This window comes from Rhizobium sp. Root274, from assembly GCF_001429245.1.
GTDB lineage: Bacteria > Pseudomonadota > Alphaproteobacteria > Rhizobiales > Rhizobiaceae > Allorhizobium.
Window position 1 is genome coordinate 39409 of record NZ_LMJE01000012.1, and the last position, 19369, is coordinate 58777.

19 protein-coding genes are annotated in these 19369 nt (G+C 55.4%); 9 read left to right on the forward strand and 10 right to left on the reverse strand.

Annotation, left to right across the window (positions count from 1 at the left end; genetic code table 11):
- Positions 1–61 precede the first annotated feature (61 nt).
- Complete coding sequence (locus tag ASE36_RS21495) at positions 62–913, reverse strand: ergot alkaloid biosynthesis protein (protein WP_062285028.1); 852 nt, start codon at positions 911–913, stop codon at positions 62–64.
- A gap of 12 nt (positions 914–925) precedes the next feature.
- Entirely contained in the window at positions 926–1366 is a 441-nt protein-coding gene (locus ASE36_RS21500) for a nuclear transport factor 2 family protein (protein WP_062285029.1), read from the reverse strand.
- Between the two features lie 58 nt (positions 1367–1424).
- Here ASE36_RS21500 and ASE36_RS21505 point away from each other — a divergent pair, with 58 nt between their 5' ends.
- The 5 genes from ASE36_RS21505 to ASE36_RS21525 all read left to right on the forward strand — a co-directional run bounded on the left by ASE36_RS21505 (position 1425) and on the right by ASE36_RS21525 (position 8402).
- A complete protein-coding gene (locus tag ASE36_RS21505) occupies positions 1425–2036 on the forward strand; it encodes a TetR-like C-terminal domain-containing protein (protein ID WP_062285032.1) in 612 nt (203 codons plus the stop codon).
- A gap of 260 nt (positions 2037–2296) precedes the next feature.
- Positions 2297–2860 carry a hypothetical protein gene (locus ASE36_RS21510; protein ID WP_062285035.1) on the forward strand — a complete coding sequence of 188 codons (564 nt, stop codon included), beginning with the start codon at positions 2297–2299 and terminating at the stop codon, positions 2858–2860.
- A 779-nt stretch (positions 2861–3639) separates the two neighbouring features.
- Positions 3640–5694, forward strand: a complete 2055-nt coding sequence (locus tag ASE36_RS21515) for a prolyl oligopeptidase family serine peptidase (RefSeq protein WP_062285037.1) — start codon at positions 3640–3642, stop codon at positions 5692–5694.
- 244 nt (positions 5695–5938) lie between these two features.
- Positions 5939–7081 carry a class C beta-lactamase gene (gene ampC / locus ASE36_RS21520; protein WP_062285040.1) on the forward strand — a complete coding sequence of 381 codons (1143 nt, stop codon included), beginning with the start codon at positions 5939–5941 and terminating at the stop codon, positions 7079–7081.
- A 640-nt stretch (positions 7082–7721) separates the two neighbouring features.
- Positions 7722–8402: a CPBP family intramembrane glutamic endopeptidase gene (locus tag ASE36_RS21525; protein ID WP_062285043.1), complete on the forward strand. Its 681-nt coding sequence runs from the start codon at positions 7722–7724 to the stop codon at positions 8400–8402.
- Positions 8403–8464: 62 nt separating this feature from the next.
- On the opposite strand, the gene ASE36_RS21530 is transcribed toward ASE36_RS21525, so the two are convergent.
- The 4 genes from ASE36_RS21530 to ASE36_RS21545 all read right to left on the reverse strand — a co-directional run bounded on the left by ASE36_RS21530 (position 8465) and on the right by ASE36_RS21545 (position 12807).
- Complete coding sequence (locus ASE36_RS21530) at positions 8465–9778, reverse strand: sensor histidine kinase (RefSeq protein WP_062285045.1); 1314 nt, start codon at positions 9776–9778, stop codon at positions 8465–8467.
- A complete protein-coding gene (locus ASE36_RS21535) occupies positions 9778–10452 on the reverse strand; it encodes a response regulator transcription factor (protein WP_062285048.1) in 675 nt (224 codons plus the stop codon). The genes ASE36_RS21530 and ASE36_RS21535 overlap by 1 nt, the downstream gene beginning before the upstream one ends.
- A gap of 153 nt (positions 10453–10605) precedes the next feature.
- Positions 10606–11484: an alpha/beta hydrolase gene (locus ASE36_RS21540; protein WP_244474826.1), complete on the reverse strand. Its 879-nt coding sequence runs from the start codon at positions 11482–11484 to the stop codon at positions 10606–10608.
- Between the two features lie 429 nt (positions 11485–11913).
- Complete coding sequence (locus tag ASE36_RS21545) at positions 11914–12807, reverse strand: LysR family transcriptional regulator (RefSeq protein ID WP_062285052.1); 894 nt, start codon at positions 12805–12807, stop codon at positions 11914–11916.
- Between the two features lie 90 nt (positions 12808–12897).
- On the opposite strand from ASE36_RS21545, the gene ASE36_RS21550 reads away from it, so the two are divergent.
- From ASE36_RS21550 to ASE36_RS21560, 3 genes are all read left to right on the forward strand, one after another.
- On the forward strand, positions 12898–13473 hold the full coding sequence (locus ASE36_RS21550) for an NAD(P)H-dependent oxidoreductase (RefSeq protein ID WP_062285054.1): 576 nt from the start codon (positions 12898–12900) through the stop codon (positions 13471–13473).
- A 149-nt stretch (positions 13474–13622) separates the two neighbouring features.
- The gene (locus ASE36_RS23100) at positions 13623–13922 is read left to right on the forward strand and encodes a DUF6220 domain-containing protein (protein ID WP_274533394.1); all 300 of its coding nucleotides are present in this window, start codon (positions 13623–13625) and stop codon (positions 13920–13922) included.
- 320 nt (positions 13923–14242) lie between these two features.
- The gene (locus tag ASE36_RS21560; RefSeq protein ID WP_062285056.1) at positions 14243–14794 is read left to right on the forward strand and encodes an SDR family NAD(P)-dependent oxidoreductase; all 552 of its coding nucleotides are present in this window, start codon (positions 14243–14245) and stop codon (positions 14792–14794) included.
- A gap of 447 nt (positions 14795–15241) precedes the next feature.
- Here ASE36_RS21560 and ASE36_RS21565 read toward each other — a convergent pair whose 3' ends face one another.
- From ASE36_RS21565 to ASE36_RS21580, 4 genes are all read right to left on the reverse strand, one after another.
- A complete protein-coding gene (locus ASE36_RS21565; protein ID WP_062285059.1) occupies positions 15242–16183 on the reverse strand; it encodes an alpha/beta hydrolase in 942 nt (313 codons plus the stop codon).
- A gap of 311 nt (positions 16184–16494) precedes the next feature.
- Positions 16495–16998, reverse strand: coding sequence for a carboxymuconolactone decarboxylase family protein (locus ASE36_RS21570; RefSeq protein ID WP_062285061.1), 504 nt, complete (start codon positions 16996–16998; stop codon positions 16495–16497).
- Between the two features lie 108 nt (positions 16999–17106).
- Positions 17107–17466, reverse strand: a complete 360-nt coding sequence (locus ASE36_RS22410) for an Atu4866 domain-containing protein (protein ID WP_082511327.1) — start codon at positions 17464–17466, stop codon at positions 17107–17109.
- A gap of 45 nt (positions 17467–17511) precedes the next feature.
- Entirely contained in the window at positions 17512–18234 is a 723-nt protein-coding gene (locus ASE36_RS21580; protein WP_062285064.1) for an SDR family oxidoreductase, read from the reverse strand.
- A 101-nt stretch (positions 18235–18335) separates the two neighbouring features.
- Here ASE36_RS21580 and ASE36_RS21585 point away from each other — a divergent pair, with 101 nt between their 5' ends.
- The gene (locus tag ASE36_RS21585; protein ID WP_062285066.1) at positions 18336–19226 is read left to right on the forward strand and encodes a LysR family transcriptional regulator; all 891 of its coding nucleotides are present in this window, start codon (positions 18336–18338) and stop codon (positions 19224–19226) included.
- The last annotated feature ends 143 nt before the right edge of the window (positions 19227–19369 follow it).

Genomic DNA, 19369 nt, shown 5'->3' on the forward strand with positions numbered 1-19369 from the left:
AAGTTGGCAGCCGGTTGTTGCCTCTCAGAGATAGCCTCTGGAAAAGTACCATTAACTACCGTTACCGCTGATGGGCTGGACCAGCCCACGAATCTTTATGTTTCTCTGCGAATTCAGCTGCAGTGTTGGGAGATCGGCCTGTCAGAGCGAACACGCCGTTGCTTAGACGATCCTCACTGCCTTCGCTAATTCTTTCGTCCATCTTTGCCAGGATGCTGGCATATGCTTCGTCCAATCCAGCCCTTGCGTACCGTTCAGCCAGTTCAGGTGTTGTCAGATTGATGTGTTTGATGATTCGGCCAATCACGTCACTGATCTTTTCGGCGAAATCCGCGTAAGAGAGGGTTTCTGGTCCTGTCAGTATGAAATCGCGGTTCCACGACGTTTCCGCCAATAGTGCGCTGACAGCCGCCCTAGCGATATCAGCCGCGTCGATGAAACCAACGCGACCTTTGCCCGTTGCGGAGTAGATTGCGTTTTCGTGCCGGATGGTCTCGAGATGTTGCTGTTCCGAGAAATTCTGCATGAACCATGTGGGTCGCAAGACTGTCCATTCCGGAGTCTCGTCCCGCAGATAGGAGTGGATCTGTCCCATCATCGGTCCGCCCGCTTCAAGGGATGAAGCGCTTAGCAGTACGAAGCGCCGGACGCCACGCTTTCGCGCGATATCAAGGATAGGAGGAACGATCGTCCCATGATCGCTGTTGTTGGTCGGCGCAACGATATAGACAGCATCAACGCCATCGAATGCAGCATCCGCTGTACGATGGTCTTCCCAGTCAAAGGCGACATCGTTGTGGCTGGAGGGCGACCGAGTGGTAACCTTCGCCCGTACTCCTATGGTCGCAAGCTCTTGGGTGACAAGTCTTCCTGTTTTTCCCTTGCCACCGATGACCAGAATCTGAGTTGACATGGGCCACTCCTCTCAATCTTTGTCTGTGGATGGCGCGCTCTCAATTGCAGAGAGAACAACAAGTGGGTTCCAGTAGTCACGGTAGCGACTGATACGACCATCTTTCAGCTCGAGGATCGATACATAGTCCTGATCGTAGCGGGCATCAGTGTCCGGCGAATGACCCTTGCAGCTGAACTCGATGGCCGCAGTGTCACCTTTTCCAGAAATGAATGCGTGCTTGAGCGTCATAGACTCGATCGAAATGAGCTTCGACACTGACGGAAGATAGGACTCAAGTTCTGCCCGCCCTTCCAGGCGCTCCGTGAAACCGGGTGGGTGATACGGGAATTCGAACACCACGTCCTCTGCGCACATCTCCAGAAGAGTTTGCGCATCCGATGTCAGCGCATCTCCCAGAGCTTGCCGCAACAAAGTCGATAGGCTTGGAAACTGATCGATCGATTTGGACATTTCACTTTACTCCTTATCGTTGGAACGATACCGTTCCGGCCAATATGGGGTAAAATGAATGGAACGCAAGCGTATCGACGAAAAAAACAGGCGGCGTCCGAGCGGAGCGGCCGTGATGCGTGACGAAGTTACGGATTCTCTCCTGCGCGCATTTCTGGAGGAGTGGGCCGTTCACGGCTATGCCGCGTTAAGCTTGGAGCGGGTAGCTGCACGTGCGGGAGCGGGCAAGGCGGCCATATATCGCCGCTGGCCTTCCAAGCTGGCTCTCGCTGCCGACGCGGTTCAAAAGTTTGGCATGGTTCTCACGGATGTTGCCGACAAAGGCACACTGAGGAATGACCTGGAAGCTTACCTGCTGATGCTAAGGCGCGCGCTTCGTCATCGCTTGGTGCGTAAAATACTACCGGATCTTTATGCAGAAGCGTCACGTGGCTCCGAGCTCGCTCCAGTATTGAAGGATTTATCCGTATCCCGCCGGCGCGGCGGGGTAAGCTTGATCGAGCGGGCGATTGGCCGCGGCGAACTTCCCGTCGGGATCGACCGAGAGCTTGCGATGGATATGATACCCGCATCCCTTTATTGGGGCATGATCGTTACACGACGTCGCGTTACACGGGCACAGATCCAGCGACAGGTAGACGCGCTGATGGTCGGCCTTCAGGCCATCTAGAACGCTGTTATCTGGGGCGCTATCGCTTTAACTTCCCAACGTGGTGAGTGCTGTTGGAGATATGTGCAGCTGAAACAAGTCGCAGTTCAAGGTGCGCAAGCCAGAACTGACCCATCTCCTGAAGCATAAACAGAGCAACCTCTCGCCGCCATCCCATTGTCCAGGGCTGCTAACCAGCGCGCGCAAGAATGGGGGCCTAGTTCCCATAAATGCCTCGACGTAACTTCTTCCCGTCAACCGAGGCATGAAAGGATACCTTAATGAAAAACCGATACTCAATGTTTGCGATCGTCATAGCTGGAACCCTCGCGACCCCTGCGTCTGCTCAAGATTCCAACAGTTGCCCTCAGGAAGGATCAGCTTCGCCATTGGCGCTTCATGAAGAGTGGATCATGAAGGGATGGGAACGTCGTGAAGGCGATCCGAAGTTCAACTTCGTGGAAAAAATGGGCAAGTATTATGACGTCGAAGAGCCGGGTGGCGTATTCTGGGACAACTTTGCGCCTGGCGACACGCAACTCTTCACCGACGCGAGCGTTTACGGGCCCAACTGGGAAGGTCTTCAGAACGCGGCGAGGTCTGTCCTCCACGGTATGACCGATGGCCACCACGCGGTTGTGGGAGAAACGGTTGCCAGCTCGGCCGTCGGTTTTGTCGGGCGACTCGAACGCCTTGACGGAACTGTTGTTGCATTCGATGCGCGCTCTCAGATCGGCTGGGCTTGCGTCAACGGGGCTTGGAAAATCAAGCAGGAACTGAACTATGCTTGGGTGGTCGAGCCGGAAACAATTGAAAAGACGTTGGGCAAGATGATCGCCCAGTGAACATGGGCCGTCGGCCCACGTTTTGGTCTCACGCAGTATTCGGCAATGACTGCCGGATGCTGCGCATCGGCCTGAGATAATGTCTTCACTCTTTGAAAGGCGGACGCGCCCAGACTGTCTGTTATCGTTAGGCGTCGACCAGGAGCGAACAGTGGCGTCTTGTGAATTGGTGACACGCCAAAGGCGGTAGCATGCTGCTGATTTGCTTCGCAAAGTCTGCGGTCAGTTGTCTTAGGTCGCGGTTTTAGATCCGGTCGCGATGGCGCAAAGCCGACGGATTGGATCAAAACTAGGGCCGATGCTCGAAAAACTCCATGTTCGCGCAATCTTCGGCCCTAGTCTGCAACGCATGAATAATCCGCATCGTCGCTTCAATCTGTATCTGCGGCGAATATGGCTTGGGGGATCTCGCGCCCACGCTGGAAAGCATCTTCAATGCGTTACAGGCTCAATCGACTCTAGGATCTGAATTGGCAGGGCATGTCACATGGCCGGAGAAGATTGTCACTAAGAAATCTACGGCTAGATTTTAGCCGGTAGCCACATCGGCAGGATATCGCATGACATATCAGTATGGACCCGCGATGGTGCGGGCCGCAGTTTTCAGTTTCTTGCAAACAAGTTCTGAGCGAGTGGCGCATCCCGGATTCAGGACGATCAGGAATCCAGGCGCTCTTGATGAATGTCGCAACCGGCGTTGTGCGGGAATGTGCTTCGCTGCGGCTATTGTTTATCTTCTGCTGGGGCCTGGGCATGTGCGTTCGAATGAGGAGACGCCGATGACCTATCCTGAAACGAAAGAGGTCGAAGTCATCGAGGAGCACTTCGGTACTGCTATTGCTGACCCCTATCGTTGGTTGGAAAGTGATCCTAAAGCGGATCCAGCCGTCGCCCAATGGGTTGACGCACAAAACAGCGTAACAAGCTATTATATGTCGAGCCTCGCTAGTCGGGATACATTCCGCGACCGTTTGACGGCGTTGTTTCAGCATGAACAGTTGACGAGCCCACTCAAGCGAGGAGGGGACTACTTCTTCACCCGGAACACGGGGCTCGACATGCAACCTGTCCTGGTCGTTCGAGACGGAGAGACCGGTGCGGAGCGGACGATCCTGGATCCCAACCAGTGGTCCGAAGATGGTACAAAAGCAATGGCTATATGGTCTCCCTCCGAAGACGGGAAGCTTGTAGCCTATGCAATTCAGGAGGATGGTTCGGATTGGCGAAACATTCGTGTTCTTGACGTGCAGAGCGGCGCGGTTCTTGCCGATGAGATTGCCTGGGCCCGCTTTACCCTGATTGCCTGGGCGGCGGATGGTTCCGGCTTCTTTTACTCTGGCAGCCCGAAACCAGATGAGAGTGGTCGATCTGACGCGCAAGTTGACAAACACGCCGTCTATTTCCATCGGCTTGACACACAGCAGTCCGAAGATCGCCTCGTTTATTCTGCTGTCGCCGAGCATCCGCTTCTACATACTGTCGATGTCACTGCGGATGGAAGGTATTTGGTCATCTATTCTACCGCCCTCATGGGAGGAAGTGCTCTCTCGCTGGTAGACCTCACTGTTCCCGAGTGGCAGGTGCGGCCCGTGATTGATCGCTTCGACCATTTGTCCGCACTTGTTGGCAATATCGGTACGAAACTTTTCATTCTGACGACTTATGGAGCCGAACGAGGAAAGATTGTTACCGTAGATTTAGCCGCGCCGAACTTGGTCTTCACCGATCTCATTGAGGAAAAATCTGGTGCATATTTGCGCCTTGCCTCTCTGGTCGGCGATAAACTTCTCTTGTCATACATGGTCGACGCAAGAATTGAAGTCGAGCGTTATGAGCTGGATGGAAAGGCGGCGGGGGCTGTAAACTTGCCAGGAGCCGGGAGCGCGGGAACGTTCAGTGGCCGTCCGGGTGACAACGAAGCATTCTTTACGTTTACCAATTACGCCACTCCCAAGACCGTTTATCGCTATGATGTCAGCGCCAATGAAGCCGCCTTGTGGGCCGAGCCGGACGGTTTTGTTGGTGCAGATCGTTCGCCAGGCGAGATTGAGGTAGAGCAGCGCTTCTTCACCGCCAAAGATGGCACTCTCATCCCAATTTCGATTATTCGACGCGCCGGATCCAAAGCTGCCGCGCCAACTATGCTCACCGCTTATGGAGGCTTTGGCATTCCGCTGCTGCCGGCTTATTCGCCACAAGCGGTCGCTTGGGTTCAGGAGGGCGGCGTCTATGCCGTGGCTAACATTCGCGGTGGGGGCGAATACGGAAAGGCCTGGCACGAAGCCGGCAGAGGTCGGTCGAAGAAGACAGCTTTTGATGATTTCATCGCTGCTGCCGAATTCTTGAAGCGAGAAGGCATTAGCAGTGAGGGCGGGCTTGCCATTCACGGCGAGTCGCACGGAGGCATGCTTGTCGGCGCGGTCGTCAATCAGCGTCCCGACTTGTTCGACGTCGCGCTCCCTGGCGTCGGCGTTATGGATATGTTGCGCTTTGATCGCTTCACTGCAGGGAAGCTGTGGATCTCTGAATTCGGGGAGCCGTCGACGGAGGATAGCTTCAAATACCTCCAGTCTTACTCTCCACTTCACAACATCAAGACCGGAGAGGATTATCCGGCCATCCTCGTCACGACGGCAAACACCGATGACCGAGTGGTTCCTGCCCATTCGTTGAAATACGTGGCGACGCTTCAAGCGTCACAAGTCGGACCAAGACCGCAGCTGCTGAGGGTGGAACGAAACGCCGGCCATGGTGACGGCACGCCAACTCAGAAAATCATCGATGAATATGCCGACAGGTGGTCCTTTGCCGCGCAATGGACTGGCCTTCGGTGAGCGTCCATTAACGACGGCCACTCCACCCAGATCCTTTCGTTCTGCGCCCTCGTGGACCAAGTCAGGGGGCCTTGCGCAGCTGACATAGTGTCCGCTGTGCGTGAGGACAAAAGCATAAGGAAATCCATCCGCGAACGGCTGTTCTTCGATCCGAATCCTATTTCCGCAGCCGTTGCCGCCTTGAGCGCTGCGGATGCAAATACGTTACCGAACTTCAGTGTCTCACAACTAAAAGGACTGTTTCATGAGACGAGCTTCGTGCCTGATTTCATTTGTCTTTGCTTTTTGCTCTCAGGCAACCAGCGCTCTTGCTGACGATATCAGCAGGATCGCTGAGTCTTCGTTTGGCCCGGTCATAAAAGAATATGCCATCCCTGGACTTGTGGTGGGTGTGACCCGCAATGGGGAGCACAGCTTTTACTCATTTGGGCTCGCCTCCCAGGCTGACGGTCTCAAAGTCAACCCGGACACACTGTTCGAGCTTGGTTCAATCAGCAAGATCTTCAACGTCACCTTGGCTGCGCTCGCAGAAGAGCGCGGTAATCTCAGTCTGGACGATACCGTGGCGCAACACCTTTGCGCAGCACCTTGCTCAATTGCCGGCGACTTGACGCTTATGGATCTGGCAACCCATCGTACCGGCGGCATGCCTCTGCAAATCCCGGATAGCGTATCGAGTGAAGACGAGCTTGTAGATTGGCTCGAGCACTGGCGTCAGTCGCAGCCGGATGCACGTAGCTATTCAAACATCAGTATTGGTCTTCTGGGGTATATCACCGGTCAAGCGTTCGAGGGGGGATACAAGAGGGCGGTTCAAGACGTTCTTTTCCCGGCACTCGGCCTGACGAACACCTGGATCGATGTGCCAAGGATCAAGATGTCGCAATACGCTTTCGGCTACGATCGCAAAACGAACGCTGCCATCAGGGTCAATCCGGGCTTGCTCGATGCGGAGGCGTACGGGATCAAGTCCAGTGCCCGAGACATGCTCAAGTTGCTCGACGCAGAACTGGGTGTCGACATCATCGCGGACGAACTTAAGAATGCCATCGCCCGTACTCAGCAACCCGCATATCGCACGGCGTACTTCGAGCAAGCGATGATTTGGGAAAGGTATTCATGGCCCGTTGACCTGCAGACAATCCTTGCTGGGAATGGAGTTGATTTTATCTTGAACCCTCAGTCTACCGAGGATCTCAAACCTGGTCCGATTTTCGAGGAAGAGGTCATCCTCAGCAAAACTGGCTCGACAAACGGATTTGGCGCGTACATCGCGGTGGTGCCGAGCGAGAAGATCGGGGTCGTTGTTCTCGCTAACAAAAACTACCCCAATGAAGCCCGCGTCAAGGCGACCGTGGCGGTCATCGAAGCCATGTTGGCAGAGTGACTGTATTCGTTTGAAGGCTGGCAGATCTAGATGCCAGCCTTCGCCTGACGTTTTCTGAACAGGGCCATAAGTCATCTAAGCCAGCGACCTTGATGCAGTGAAGACGATCTCAGCGTTACGCATGATGCATCCTTTTGAAATCCTGATCACTCCATGTTGTCGCAATGTTCGACCGTATTTTTCAGCTCTGACGTCCGGCATTCAAATCCGATGGCGTGAGACGTCGAATAATTGAGGTAATGAAATGGTCTTTCAATCACTGAAACGAGGCGCATCCGCACTGAGAAGCGCCGCACTCGTAACGTTGCTGGGTATGGCAACGGCAGGCTGCGTATCCGATAGCGGATCGATGGAAAACGCCTATCGCGCCAATCTTGCAAGCGAAACAGCACTCAACGCCCAGATCATAAGCGACCGCGCTCGAGATCAGCGCTGCCAGCGTGACCCCAGCCGGCGTGAGTGCGGTCCTCGATATCCCCGCTACTAGCCTAAGCAGAGATCACCGGCGGATACTGCAGTGTGAATCCAACCGGTGATCTCGTCCTTCTGCTTCTTTACCTTTCGGGATCGGTCGCTAAGGCGCGTTGACAGATGGCGTCATAGCCCTTTGCGGCCTTCCAACCCTTCAAAGGAATCTGTCATGCATGACTGGACATCCGAGAAACGACCTAATCTGGGGGAGGTGGGCCTCGGAATAATATCCTTTCAGATCCTTCTTGTTCTGGTGGCTCTTGCAGTCGGCGGCCTGGCGCCTGGCGAACCAGTATGGCAAGGAGTCATCGGCTCGTACGGCGGAGGTGTCGCCGGCCTCGGTGCGTTCGCCATAGCATATCTTATCCGTCGACGAGGCTTCTCAGCCTACGGGTTCACACAAGTTGACCTCCGCTGGTTCGTAGTTGCTTCGGCTTTAGCAGTCTTTGGATACGCCTGCAGTATTGTTATTCTACAAGGGCTCTCTGAGTGGGGCAGGGGCTCAGCCGACGATCCTCAAGCGATACTCCATGCCGCAGCGCGGGGAGGTGCAGTACCTTTTTTCCTCTCTTTTATTGGTGGGGCTCTGCTGACTCCATTGGGCGAAGAATTGCTATTCAGAGGTGTTGTCGCAAATGCACTGAATCGGTTTGGAATGTGGGCAGGTGTCGGCTTAAGTTCCGTGATTTTCGGAGTGGCCCATGGAGTAGGAGTAATTCTACCTATCGCGATCATGATGGGGCTCTTCTCTGGCATTCTGTTCCGCATGACAGGTTCGATCTGGCCGTCCGTCGCTCTCCACTCCCTGTATAATGGGCTTCACAGCTTCGGCTCAGCGCTTCAAGGCTAGCGTGTGAAACTCGCCGATCTGATATGTACTGCCAAGAGACATGACGAATGGGTTGATCGCGCTTAACATTCGACAAGCGCGATGCGGATAAGCGCTCCCCCGAGTGCACCGTCAAGAATACTAACTTGGCCTTCATGTCGGGTGATGACCTCTTTCACTAGGTTCAGCCCGAGACCCGTTCCGCTCTGACGCGGATGCAATCGATGGAACGGTTCGAAAACACGCTCGCGTTCATCCGGAGGAATGCCTGGACCATCATCTTCGACTTCAACAATGGCTCCGTTAATCCTCACTAACACTGACTTCCCTCCGTGATGAACGGCATTCTGAATCAGGTTGGAAATAACACGTTCAAGTGCGGCGGGATCTCCCCGGCAGACGCCACGTCTGACGACCTTAACCTCTATTTTACAACCCTGAGCGATTACGATCGGCGCGAGGTCCGCAACGACTTGCCGGACAAGAGATGCAAGGTCGACTGTCTCAAAGTTCGTGTCGATATCAAGTCGCTCAAGGTCAAGCAGCTGCTCTGTCAGGGTGGCAAGCCGGTGAACGTCCTGGTTCAGCTCCTGCACCGCATGCGCCTTGGAGCTTTCGATCTTGCTTCGTAGAATTGCTAGTGGTGTGCGCAGTTCGTGGGACGCCGAAGCAATAAAACGTCGCTGCCGTTCATATCCGTCATCGAGCCTTGCAAGCGCGTTGTTGAAAGCGCGGATTAGCGGCAAGATCTCGCTTGGCACGTTATGGGCATCAAGTCTGTGCCCGCGGCTATTGATATCAATTTGCTCAGCTTCCTGCGCCACCCGAACCACGCCGCCCAAAGAGCGTTTTACTATCCAGGGGGTCACGATCAGCGACGTCAGGAGCAGCATTAAGAAGATTGGGATGGCGAACGTATTTGAGGCCATCAACACCATGAAGCTCAATTCCGATAGTTCACCATGTCCCATAATGGTAAGCTCGCCGATGTCGCTTCGTTCCCTACGAATTACCGCTGCCAGTTCATAGGGAGCCTCACGATCGCGCATTTGAGCGTAGGACAGCTCGCTCAGCTGGCCGACAAACGATTGATAAAGTGGTGGGACATTGCCAAGCGACACGGTTTGTCGGCTGCTGTCTTCCGCAACGAACCAGAGTGTTGGCGAACTAGCACGCAACTGCTCTAACTCGGGCGTCATAACGATAGAAAGACGCCCCGCCTCGTCGTGTGCAATTGCTTGCGCGATCACCGACGTAATTCGTTGGTCAGCATAAGGACCACCACTATCAAGTCGTATCGCGACAGACACGAGGATCGCGAAAGCTATGTATAAGGTTATGAAGTGAAACGTCAGCGGGTAGATGATCAGTGCTCGCTTGAGAGAGCTATGTTTCATCAGGCGGCTTCCCGGAGCAGGTACCCAACCCCTCTAATCGCGTGAATCTCTATGCCAGCGCCGGAGTCTTTTAGCCGTCGGCGTAGCCGGGATATATGGGAATCCAGTGTGTTAGACTGTATCTCGTCATCGAAAGCGAAGACAGCCTGTTCGAGAGATTCCCGCAGTACCGTTCTGCCGCGACGTTTCATGAGGGCTGCTAGAACCCGTAGTTCGCGACGAGGTAGATCGATGCGAGCACCGTTCACCTCGACTTCCTCATTAGACAGGTCATAGATGACGGTTCCCGCTCTAATCTGCTCGCCCTGTAACTGGGCAGGGCGGCGCCGAACTGCCCTTATGCGTGCCAAGAGTTCGTCGACAGAAAACGGCTTGACCAAATAGTCATCGGCACCTTCGTCAAGTCCCACGACACGGTCTTCGACGGCACTGCGTGCGCTGAGGATGATAATGTGAACTCCGGGGTTGCGAGCGCGCACATGGGGCACCAAGCTCAGCCCTTCTCCATCGGGTAAAGTCCGATCCAGAAGGACTAGATCGAACTCTCCAATTGCAACGGCTTCCGTTGCGGCTCCCAAATTGTCTGCTTGGTCGACGATAAACCGCTCGCGGCGCATGACTGAAGCCAGTGCATCCGCTAGCCGAACCTCGTCTTCAACGAGGAGTACTCTCATTTAAACCTCCATGGACCGTTGGCGGTGTCATGCCAGGGACTCCGATACATCGTCGCCGTGCGTACTAAGACGCTTTCTTGACAGTCGAGTGGCAGGCGCATCAATCCGCCTTGATGAACCCGGGCGTGCGGCCGAATTCATTTCCAAGTCAACTCATTGAGAAAGGGCGTCATTTATGAAACGGGCTACCTCACGGGAAAGCTCTTCATCTTCCGGTGCTCCCCCGAAACCGCCATGAGGCATCGCTTCGAATACATGCAGCTCGGCTACGGCTTCCACCTGACGCAATGCCCTATGTAAGCGGACAGCATTCGAAAGTAGCAGGTCGCGTGTGCCACTCTGAATGAATGTCAGGGGGAATTCCTTGAAGAACTGTCCGAAGAGTGGCGAGATGTAACGATGGTCCAGATTGGCTCCGTTGGCATAGAGCAGGTTCGCTGACATCAAAGAGTTTGGAAGATTGACGTCAATCGTCTTGTTAGTCTGGAAGCTGTCGCCCGACTCCGTCAAGTCGATTTCAGGTGAAAGCAACACAATCGCGCGTGGCAAATTCAGCCCTTCATCCTTTGCGCGAAGCACGGTCGCCAACGCTAGATTGCCGCCGGCAGATCGCCCACCGATGACAATGCGGTCGGCTCCATATGTTTCTAAAGCATGCCTGTAGACGCACATGCAGTCCTCAAGCGCGGCCGGATAGGGAAACTCAGGCGGCATCCGATAGTCGATGCCGTAGCATTCAATGCCACAGCGAGATGCAGCTATCCGGGCTCCCTCGCGGCTAGCTTCCCCGCCCCCAAAGACAAGTGCTCCTCCGTGCAGATCGATGTACACACAATCCGCGTGATCGAGCTGGACGGGCTTGGCAAAATGAACTTCGGCGGAGCCAATTCGCTTTCTGGTTAACTGGACGTCTTGCGCTTGGTCCAACACTGATACAGTTGCAGCGTAATTTGCATCTACGGCTGCTTTTAGCTTGTGCCATGAATCATGATCGTCCGCCGAAGGCATTGGGTACAGTGCGTTGATCGGCATCCCGTCGTCCCGGACGGCGTTATGAAGTCGTCGTTGCGCCTCTGTGCTGATCGAATTAGGCACTGGCACGCGACGTTGATCCACGCTCACTGCATTGAATTTGAAGTCATTCCGCCAGTTCGTCACTACCCTCTCCAGTTAGCTTCAATCGTGTCTTAGGTTCTGCCAGCAAGGCTGGGCGGAACTTAGGCCGTCCGAACCATTGGAGATTACCGGCAGATTGCCACCGCCCTCGTATACGCCTTGGACCTCGTTGTGGGCGCCAAAGGTCACGTAGCCTTCGCCGCAGAAAATCACTGCAGAGACACAGGCTACCTTACGATCACTCGACACACCTTTGTGCAGCAGTAGGTTGCTCTCCCGTCCAATCGCGAGAGCGCGAATCTGGGTGGGTCGTTGAACATAAGCGCTTAGCTGTCAGCGATTTGCTCATCTTTCGCGAAGCAACGATGTGACGATAGCCGCAACGTGTTGAAGCGCTTTGTCTGAGGCTTGACGGTTGTGCCATGCGAGATGGAGGGCAAAGCCACCAACGGGGATAGGTGGTGTAAAAGTCATGAGCCCGTTTTCAGCGGCCACGACGCGCGAAGGCAGCATCGCAATCATGTCGGAGCCGCGAAGTAGCGAAGGTACGATTTGGAAATTGGGCACGACAAGACCGACGCGCCGGGAGAGATGGCGGCCTGCGAGATCGTCGTCAAACGCTGTCCGCGTATCACCCCGACCAGAGACAAGTATGTGCGGATAATTGAGCCAAGTCTCCAGGTTCAAGTTGGCCGCGACAGGATGATTCTCGCGCATGGCGACCACATAGTGCTCGACGAGCAGTTCTTCACGATGAAGTTCGTCCTGCGCCGGTGGAAACACAGAGATGGCGAGATCAGCTGATCCTTGCACCAGTTGAACTCGGGCGGCATCCGCGCCATGCCATGGTTGAATCACGACATCTATGCCGGGTGCAGACTTCTGAAGCTCTTGCTGCAAGGGCGCGGTAACGAGAAGTGCCGGATAATCCGACATCGTTATCCGAAGTGTCCGGCGTATCTCGTTGAGCGGCAAATCTGGTGGATCAATCAGTTCAACCACACTCGCTAACAGTGATTTCAGAGGCGCGCGCAGAGCCTCGGCTTTTGCCGTCAGGCGCATAGTTCCGCGACCTCTTTCCAGAAGTTCATCGCGAAAGAGATGGCGACAACGTTGTAGCGCTGCGGACGTGGCGGGCTGTGAAAGGCCGACTCGGTCGGCCGCACGGGAGACGTGAGCTTCGTCCAAAAGCGCGTCGAGTACGACAAGAAGGTTGAGATCGAGCGATCGTAAATTCATTCGATGGATAATAGCCTATATGGTTTATCGATTGGAATAATTTCTTTGTGGAACGCATGGTTTCTTCATCGCCAACGTGTGGAGAAGATCATGTCCAAAACCATCATCCTTCTATTTCATCCCGATCTTTCGCGTTCCCGCGCTAACACTGCGTTGGCTCGAGCTGCGGCAAAGCTACCAGATGTCGAAGTCGTTGATATGCAATCTGTCTATCCCAACGGGATCGACTTGCATCGAGACGGTGAAGGCGAGGCGGCACGCCTGCTTGCAGCCGACCGCATGGTGTTTCAGTTTCCCCTGCAGTGGTATTCAACACCGCCTTTGCTGAAAGCATGGCAGGACGCCGTCCTTACACGCATGTTCTACATGCACTATGAAGCGGAGGGCCGGGTGTTCGAGGGGACTGAACTCTTGTTGGCGGTAACACTGGGCAATTCGGCCGATGCCTACCGCTCAGGCGGAAGCAACATTTTCGAACTCGAGGCACTGCTTGCGCCGCTTCGTGCCACAGCCAATCGCTGCGGTCTCGCTTGGTCGTCACCCTTCGTTCTGTATGAGGCGCACAAACTGTCACCCGAGGCACTCGAAGCTGCGGCGGCGGAATATGTTGACCGCCTAGCGGAATGGATTGCGTCAACTCCATCGCGAAATGAGGAGGTGGCCTGAAGATGAAAAAGATGCATGACACTTTTGTTCAGCTCGGACGCGGCACCCCTGGTTGGTTTACATGGTCGGCAAGGCTCTTGCCCGTCGGCCTTCTCGCTCAGTTCCTGAGCGCCGGCACAGCGCTCTTTCAGGATGGCGAGCTTTAGGGAATTCATGCAGCGGTCGGTGGCATCCTCGCGATCCCGGCACTTGCGCTTGTTGGCGGCAGCCTGTCACTGTCTCGGCTCCGGGGCTTCGGTTGGTGGAGCGGCCTCGTACTGATCCTCTATGTGGGCCAAGTGCTACTCGCGGCGGGATCGCAGCCATTGCCGCTATCGTTTCATCCGTTCAACGGTGCTCTTCTGTTAACGGCGAGCCTCGTACTTCTGGCCAAGATCGAGAGAAGGCGCGCTCAGCCTGTGATCATGGACGCCGATGGCGCTCGGCTCAGCCGCGGTTATGGCGACTGACCGCAACATGGTGTTGAGAGCGGCCGTCCTATCCTAGCCAGGCTTGCCTGGGTCGGATGTCGATCACGACAGGATGACACCCCTTGACGCTTCGATCATCGGGCTGGCTCGTGCCCGGCTGACTCAAGCCGCATGCGGCGTATAGCTCACCTGCAACTTGCGCTACGCGCAGCCCGATGCTGACACATAATCTCGTCTGCGCGTAGTTACTCCGCTGACCGGCGGACGGGAATACCTTTGTCGCAAAAGCTACCGGAGACGGGGATCGATGCGTCGCTGGCGCCTCGTAGGCCGTGGATTGGAAAGTAAGGAATTTGACTATGACTATCAGGCTCGCGCTGGTCATCGGTGCATGCAACGGAGCCGGTTACTCCACCGCACTCTGTCTCGCGAAATCCGGTTTCCACATCATTGGAACATATGAGTCCCTCAAGGAAAGGCCGGCGGATGTATCACGAGAGATAGAATGGCTTGGGGTGAGTGCCGTCATGCTGAAGCTGGATCTCAGCTTGATGGACTTGCTTCCCTTTGCACAAGAAGTGAGTGAGGTACTTCGACAAACCTTCAAAGCTGACAGATTGAGCCACATCATCATCAATACCGGGTTGGCGTGCGACACACCTGCTGCTGCGGTGGAAATAGACCATCGGCGTTTGTGTGACATGAACATTCGGCTACCCCACCTGCTCACCGAAGCGCTGAGCAACATATTGGCAGACGCTGGCGATTTCATTCTGATCTCCTCGTTCGCAAATCGAGGCCTGTCTCACGGATCCGCATCTTTACTTCGACCACATATCGCAAAGCGTCATAACAGGAGATCAAACTGTAAGTGCCTCGCCCTAGCTCTGGGCAGGTTTCGGCGAAGATGAGGTCGCGGTCGAGTGCGGCCAATCGACAAATCAGAGCGTGGGAGCCATGAGGTTCCCGGCCTTTGGGCCCGGGTGGATTGCCACTATTGGCTCCAGACTGAAGGCAGCTCTTTGTCGGGCGCATATCAATGTTGCGGACTTCGAGGTCACCGGGTTCTTCGAATGCCAAGGCAACCTAACCTTCGATCGCGTTCGGGGATGATGCCATTTTCTCCTTGCGCTTCAGAATTGCCGCGCGAATGGATCGCGCATCTCCAGCTTGCAGAAGAGATCAAGATCGCTTCCGCAGTCTCCCTTGCTTGAAGGAATACAGCACTTGGCTGCGGCGCGGTGGTGGCGCGCGCCAAAGCTGATCAGTTCCGACATCCGACCGCAGCGGCACCAAGGCTCTCCCCATCCCAGCCCAATTAAGAAAAGAGGATGATCGAGAGCTACCTCGGTCTGATCTCAGTGACGCTTTACAAAGCGGGAGATCGCATCCACCACTCCCGGCGCCAAGGGAAGATTGTCGGCAAAATAAGTCGCGATGTTTTCGTTTCGGTCATGTGATGCGACTGTCTTTAGAACATGGTTGGTGTCCGGAAGTAGAGCCAATGTGGCGTGTGGGGCAGCCTCATTCAGGCGTTTCGCATCGGCCAAGGACACCTGCAGGTCGCGCTCACCTTGCATGAAAAGAACGGGCTTGGGGGTCTTTTTCGCCAAATCTGCTGGATCAAGTGCGAAAGTGCTGATGAGAAATTGCTGCACTGCCTGACCGAAAAGCGGGGCAAGCTCGGGCGGTATCTTCGAGGCGTCGACCTGCCGTCCAACGGATAGTTCGTCTATGGCATGATGTGCTGCATCCATCAGAGGCGCAAAATCGGGATTAGCCAGCAATTGTTCTCTAAGGACTTCTCCGAGTGGGCGCCCTGCCGTTGCCACGAGGATGACGCCGCAGACATTTTCTAGTCTCTCGGCGGCAGCCAGTGCCACCAATCCGCCCTCGCTATGCCCTAGGAGCCAGACACACCCCGCCCCCGTCCGGCTACGGATTACGTCGATCCATGCGCCCGCATCTTGAACGTAATCATCTACGGTTACCGCGTTGGGATCTTCTACAGCGGCGTGGCTACCGAACATGCCGCGTTTGTCTATCCGAACGCTGCCAATTCCCTGTTCACCCAAACCTTCGGCCAGAAGTCGATATGGTGCCGCCCTGACGCCTTGCGGATTGTTGCCGTCCCGGTCCGTGGGGCCGGACCCCGGTATGATCAGTATCATAGGCGCACTTTGCGCGGGAAGGATCATCGTCCCTCGCAGTGCACCTTGAGGACCTGGCGCCTCAATCTCGCCGATTACCGGTATCGAGGTGCCAAGGGCGAGCATTGCAGTGATCGTTGCAGATCGCATCTAATGTCTCCGTAAAAAATGGTCTTCGAAGTTTTATCGATCGACAACATGACATTTCCGAGATCCTGTAGGGACGCAGAAAGCTAGGCGGCTTTGGACGAAGTGGCCTGCTGCTAACAGGTGCTGCTGGTTTGGGCGTTAGCCAACCTAGGGGCAATCAAACTGGTGTCCCCAAAAGAGCACCGCTGCCACACGCGTGCAACGCCAAGCGTTAAAAGCCATACCGTGCCTGGCGTTTTCACATGTTGCAGGATTCGACCCTCACCAACCGAGCCACGGGCAAGAAGACACCTGTTCGTAGCACTTGAGGATTAAGGTGTCGGCGCGGCTCCGTTGTCGCAGCTCGCAACGCTACAGGTGGCCTGCGCTCGTTCGGCAAAGAGCCTTGATAATGCCTGCGACGCGACAATCGCTCTCGGAAAGCCGGCGGGCACAGTGATCATGTAGACAATTTCCTTCAACTCATCCTCCGTCACGCCGATGTTCAGGGCATAACGAGCATGTACTGTCATGAGGTCAGTCATGCCCATGGCGGCGAAGGTAGCAACCGCTGCGAGTTGCCTTGTACGGTCATCAAGGCCCGGTCTCGACCAAACGTCACCGAGCGCGTAGGCCTCGGTCGCTTCCGCCAGAAATGGAAACTCGTCGCGCATGGTCTCGAGATTGTTTTGCGGTACGCCATTGTTGAGCTTGCTGACGACGGCCGCCCCTTTGGCGCGACGTTCCTCGACAGTATCTGCGAGGGCTGGATGCGCCAGAACAAGGACTGCAATGGTGCCAATTGCGGCAACAGGATAACGGAAAAAGCGAGCCATTTGATTACTCCAATTTTTCAGGTTGACGCTGGGTCGAAGACATTGAGTGGTCCGGCCTCGCCCCTGCGGAGCGCAGGCCAAAGCGGGCCTATCTTGGCCAAGTCGACTTCACTTGCGTCGCAAGATCATCCCAGCGTGGTGAAGCGTGTTCTCGTCAACGAAGACGCCATCTGCGGTGAAACCGGTGTCGTCCCGGTAATCAATCTTGTTGCCGGTGATGACATAACGGCCCTGGTAAGCGCTTTCGCGATTGCCGCGAGCTTCGTCGTAGCGACCATTGGGCAAGAGTTGGTGGCGAATGCGACCGTCATCCGTCACCCACATTCCGACGTATGGGTGGTTTTGTTGGGAGTGATTTGCGGACTGAGCGGGCATGTTGTTCTCGGTTTTTTCGTTTTGGGCCAATGCACCGAAAGCCGTGGCAGTGGCGACGACTATCAGGGCTACAAGCGGAAGAAAATTCTTCATGACTTAAGCTTTCCTGGTGAGGTCTTGTCTTGATGGAGCAGCCTGTCAGAGCATCGTCCGTGTCGGGCGGACCACCAGTTCGTTCACATCGACATCGTCGGGTTGTTCAATCGCGAAACGGACTGCGCGCCCGATGGCATCGGGGGTCAGCGCGATCGATCGATAGGTCTTCATCGCTTCCGCCGCCACGGGGTCGGTGATGGTGTTAGCAAGTTCGCTTTCCACGACTCCTGGGTGTATGCAGGTCACGCGCAGTTTGTCATTTTCCTGGCGAAGTCCGTCGGAGATTGCTCGGACGGCAAATTTGGTCGCACAGTAAACAGCTGCGGTTGGGGAGGCTGATAGGGCACCGATCGAAGCTATGTTCACGATGTGCCCCGAACCGCGATTGTTCATTTCCGGTAGGACAGCCGCAATGCCATACAGCACGCCCTTAATGTTCACATCCACCATCAAGTCCCACTCGTCGACTTTGAGTGAAGACATAAGCGACAGCGGCATTACGCCTGCGTTGTTGACGAGGACATCAATGCGGCCATGCTCCCGCCGCGCTTCCTCTGCGAAAGCTGCGAATTCCGCACGATTGGTCACGTCGACCTTGAAGGTGCTGACCTCGCCGCCGAACGACCTGATCTCTTGAGCAACACTCTCGAGGCGGTCTGTGCGGCGAGCGCCGAGCACAACCGTCGCGCCCGCTCTCGCAAGTTCGCGCGCGATCCCGACTCCAATGCCGCTGGATGCGCCAGTAATGAGAACAACTTTATCCATAACTTTTCCTCTCGTGGTTTGGTGTTGAACTGAGAGTAGCCTTAGGACATTGTTGCGATAAGCCACCCTTAGCTTAACTCAGAGAGAAGAAAAAATAACCAATGTTGTCGGACCTGAATGCGCTCGCCGTCTTTGCCCTCGTCGCAGAAGAGCGGAGTTTTCGCGCAGCTGCAGATCGTATGGGAGTGACGCGTTCAGCCGTCAGTCAGACGATCCGTAAGCTGGAAGAAGCACTCGGTATTGCGCTCGTGAACCGCACAACCCGTAGTGTTGCGCTGACAGAAGCAGGCGAGAGGCTATACGCGGAGGCTGTGCCGGCGTTGCGCGAGATGCAGGGCGCTCTAGATGCCGCCGCGAATTTGACCGGAACTCCGAGGGGACGGCTAAACCTCGCAGTGTCATCCATTGCCGAGAGTTTTCTTTCTGGTCCTCTTCTCACGTCCTTTTTGGATCAGAACCCGGACGTAAAACTACATGTCACCGTGACCGACGAGGAATTCGATATCGTTGCGCAAGGATACGATGCCGGCGTGAGGCTGGGAGAGGTGATTGCCCAAGATATGATTGCGGTGCCGGTAACAGGCGAGCAACGTCAACTGGCTGTGGCGTCGCCCGCATATCTTGAGCGGCAGGGCATGCCAAGGCATCCAAGTGATCTTGCAAGCCGCCGCTGCATCGGGTGGCGTCGATCTGCGAATGTCGCACCCTATCGGTGGGAATTCTCCGAAAATGGGCGGGAGTTTTCCGTAGCAGTGGCGGATACAATCACGACCACCGACATGGCGTTGATGATCAAGCTTGCGGTTGCAGGTGCTGGCATCACCTTTGGCATGGAAGACAGCTTCCGTCCGGCGATTGCGCGCGGTGAGCTGGTGCCGGTTCTGGAGAATTTCTGCCCATACTTTCCCGGTTTCTATCTCTACTACCCAAGCCGACGTAACATGGCACCCAAACTGAGAGCACTGGTGGACCATCTGCGCAGTTATCGGTAAGTGTGGCCCGCCACGAACGCCCTGGTCTTTGGTGATGAAAAGGGAATCGGTCTGACTGTTATCGAGAACGAGCCTGTGCAAGTGCCGCTATCATTCGTTAGATGAACTTGGGCCCGACCGAACTTTCGGAAAACTCGTTTCGC

Bases quoted from the DNA above. Each gene is read 5' to 3' on its own strand.
- ASE36_RS21525 (WP_062285043.1), top strand. From the start codon at position 7,722: ATGCATGACTGGACATCCGAGAAACGACCTAATCTGGGGGAGGTGGGC.
- ASE36_RS21500 (WP_062285029.1), bottom strand. From the start codon at position 1,366: ATGTCCAAATCGATCGATCAGTTTCCAAGCCTATCGACTTTGTTGCGG.
- ASE36_RS21565 (WP_062285059.1), bottom strand. From the start codon at position 16,183: ATGCGATCTGCAACGATCACTGCAATGCTCGCCCTTGGCACCTCGATA.
- ASE36_RS21560 (WP_062285056.1), top strand. From the start codon at position 14,243: ATGACTATCAGGCTCGCGCTGGTCATCGGTGCATGCAACGGAGCCGGT.
- ASE36_RS21540 (WP_244474826.1), bottom strand. From the start codon at position 11,484: ATGCCGATCAACGCACTGTACCCAATGCCTTCGGCGGACGATCATGAT.
- ampC (WP_062285040.1), top strand. From the start codon at position 5,939: ATGAGACGAGCTTCGTGCCTGATTTCATTTGTCTTTGCTTTTTGCTCT.
- ASE36_RS21495 (WP_062285028.1), bottom strand. From the start codon at position 913: ATGTCAACTCAGATTCTGGTCATCGGTGGCAAGGGAAAAACAGGAAGA.
- ASE36_RS21585 (WP_062285066.1), top strand. From the start codon at position 18,336: ATGTTGTCGGACCTGAATGCGCTCGCCGTCTTTGCCCTCGTCGCAGAA.
- ASE36_RS21535 (WP_062285048.1), bottom strand. From the start codon at position 10,452: ATGAGAGTACTCCTCGTTGAAGACGAGGTTCGGCTAGCGGATGCACTG.
- ASE36_RS21515 (WP_062285037.1), top strand. From the start codon at position 3,640: ATGACCTATCCTGAAACGAAAGAGGTCGAAGTCATCGAGGAGCACTTC.
- ASE36_RS21505 (WP_062285032.1), top strand. From the start codon at position 1,425: ATGGAACGCAAGCGTATCGACGAAAAAAACAGGCGGCGTCCGAGCGGA.
- ASE36_RS22410 (WP_082511327.1), bottom strand. From the start codon at position 17,466: ATGAAGAATTTTCTTCCGCTTGTAGCCCTGATAGTCGTCGCCACTGCC.
- ASE36_RS21550 (WP_062285054.1), top strand. From the start codon at position 12,898: ATGTCCAAAACCATCATCCTTCTATTTCATCCCGATCTTTCGCGTTCC.
- ASE36_RS21510 (WP_062285035.1), top strand. From the start codon at position 2,297: ATGAAAAACCGATACTCAATGTTTGCGATCGTCATAGCTGGAACCCTC.
- ASE36_RS21580 (WP_062285064.1), bottom strand. From the start codon at position 18,234: ATGGATAAAGTTGTTCTCATTACTGGCGCATCCAGCGGCATTGGAGTC.
- ASE36_RS21570 (WP_062285061.1), bottom strand. From the start codon at position 16,998: ATGGCTCGCTTTTTCCGTTATCCTGTTGCCGCAATTGGCACCATTGCA.
- ASE36_RS21530 (WP_062285045.1), bottom strand. From the start codon at position 9,778: ATGAAACATAGCTCTCTCAAGCGAGCACTGATCATCTACCCGCTGACG.
- ASE36_RS21545 (WP_062285052.1), bottom strand. From the start codon at position 12,807: ATGAATTTACGATCGCTCGATCTCAACCTTCTTGTCGTACTCGACGCG.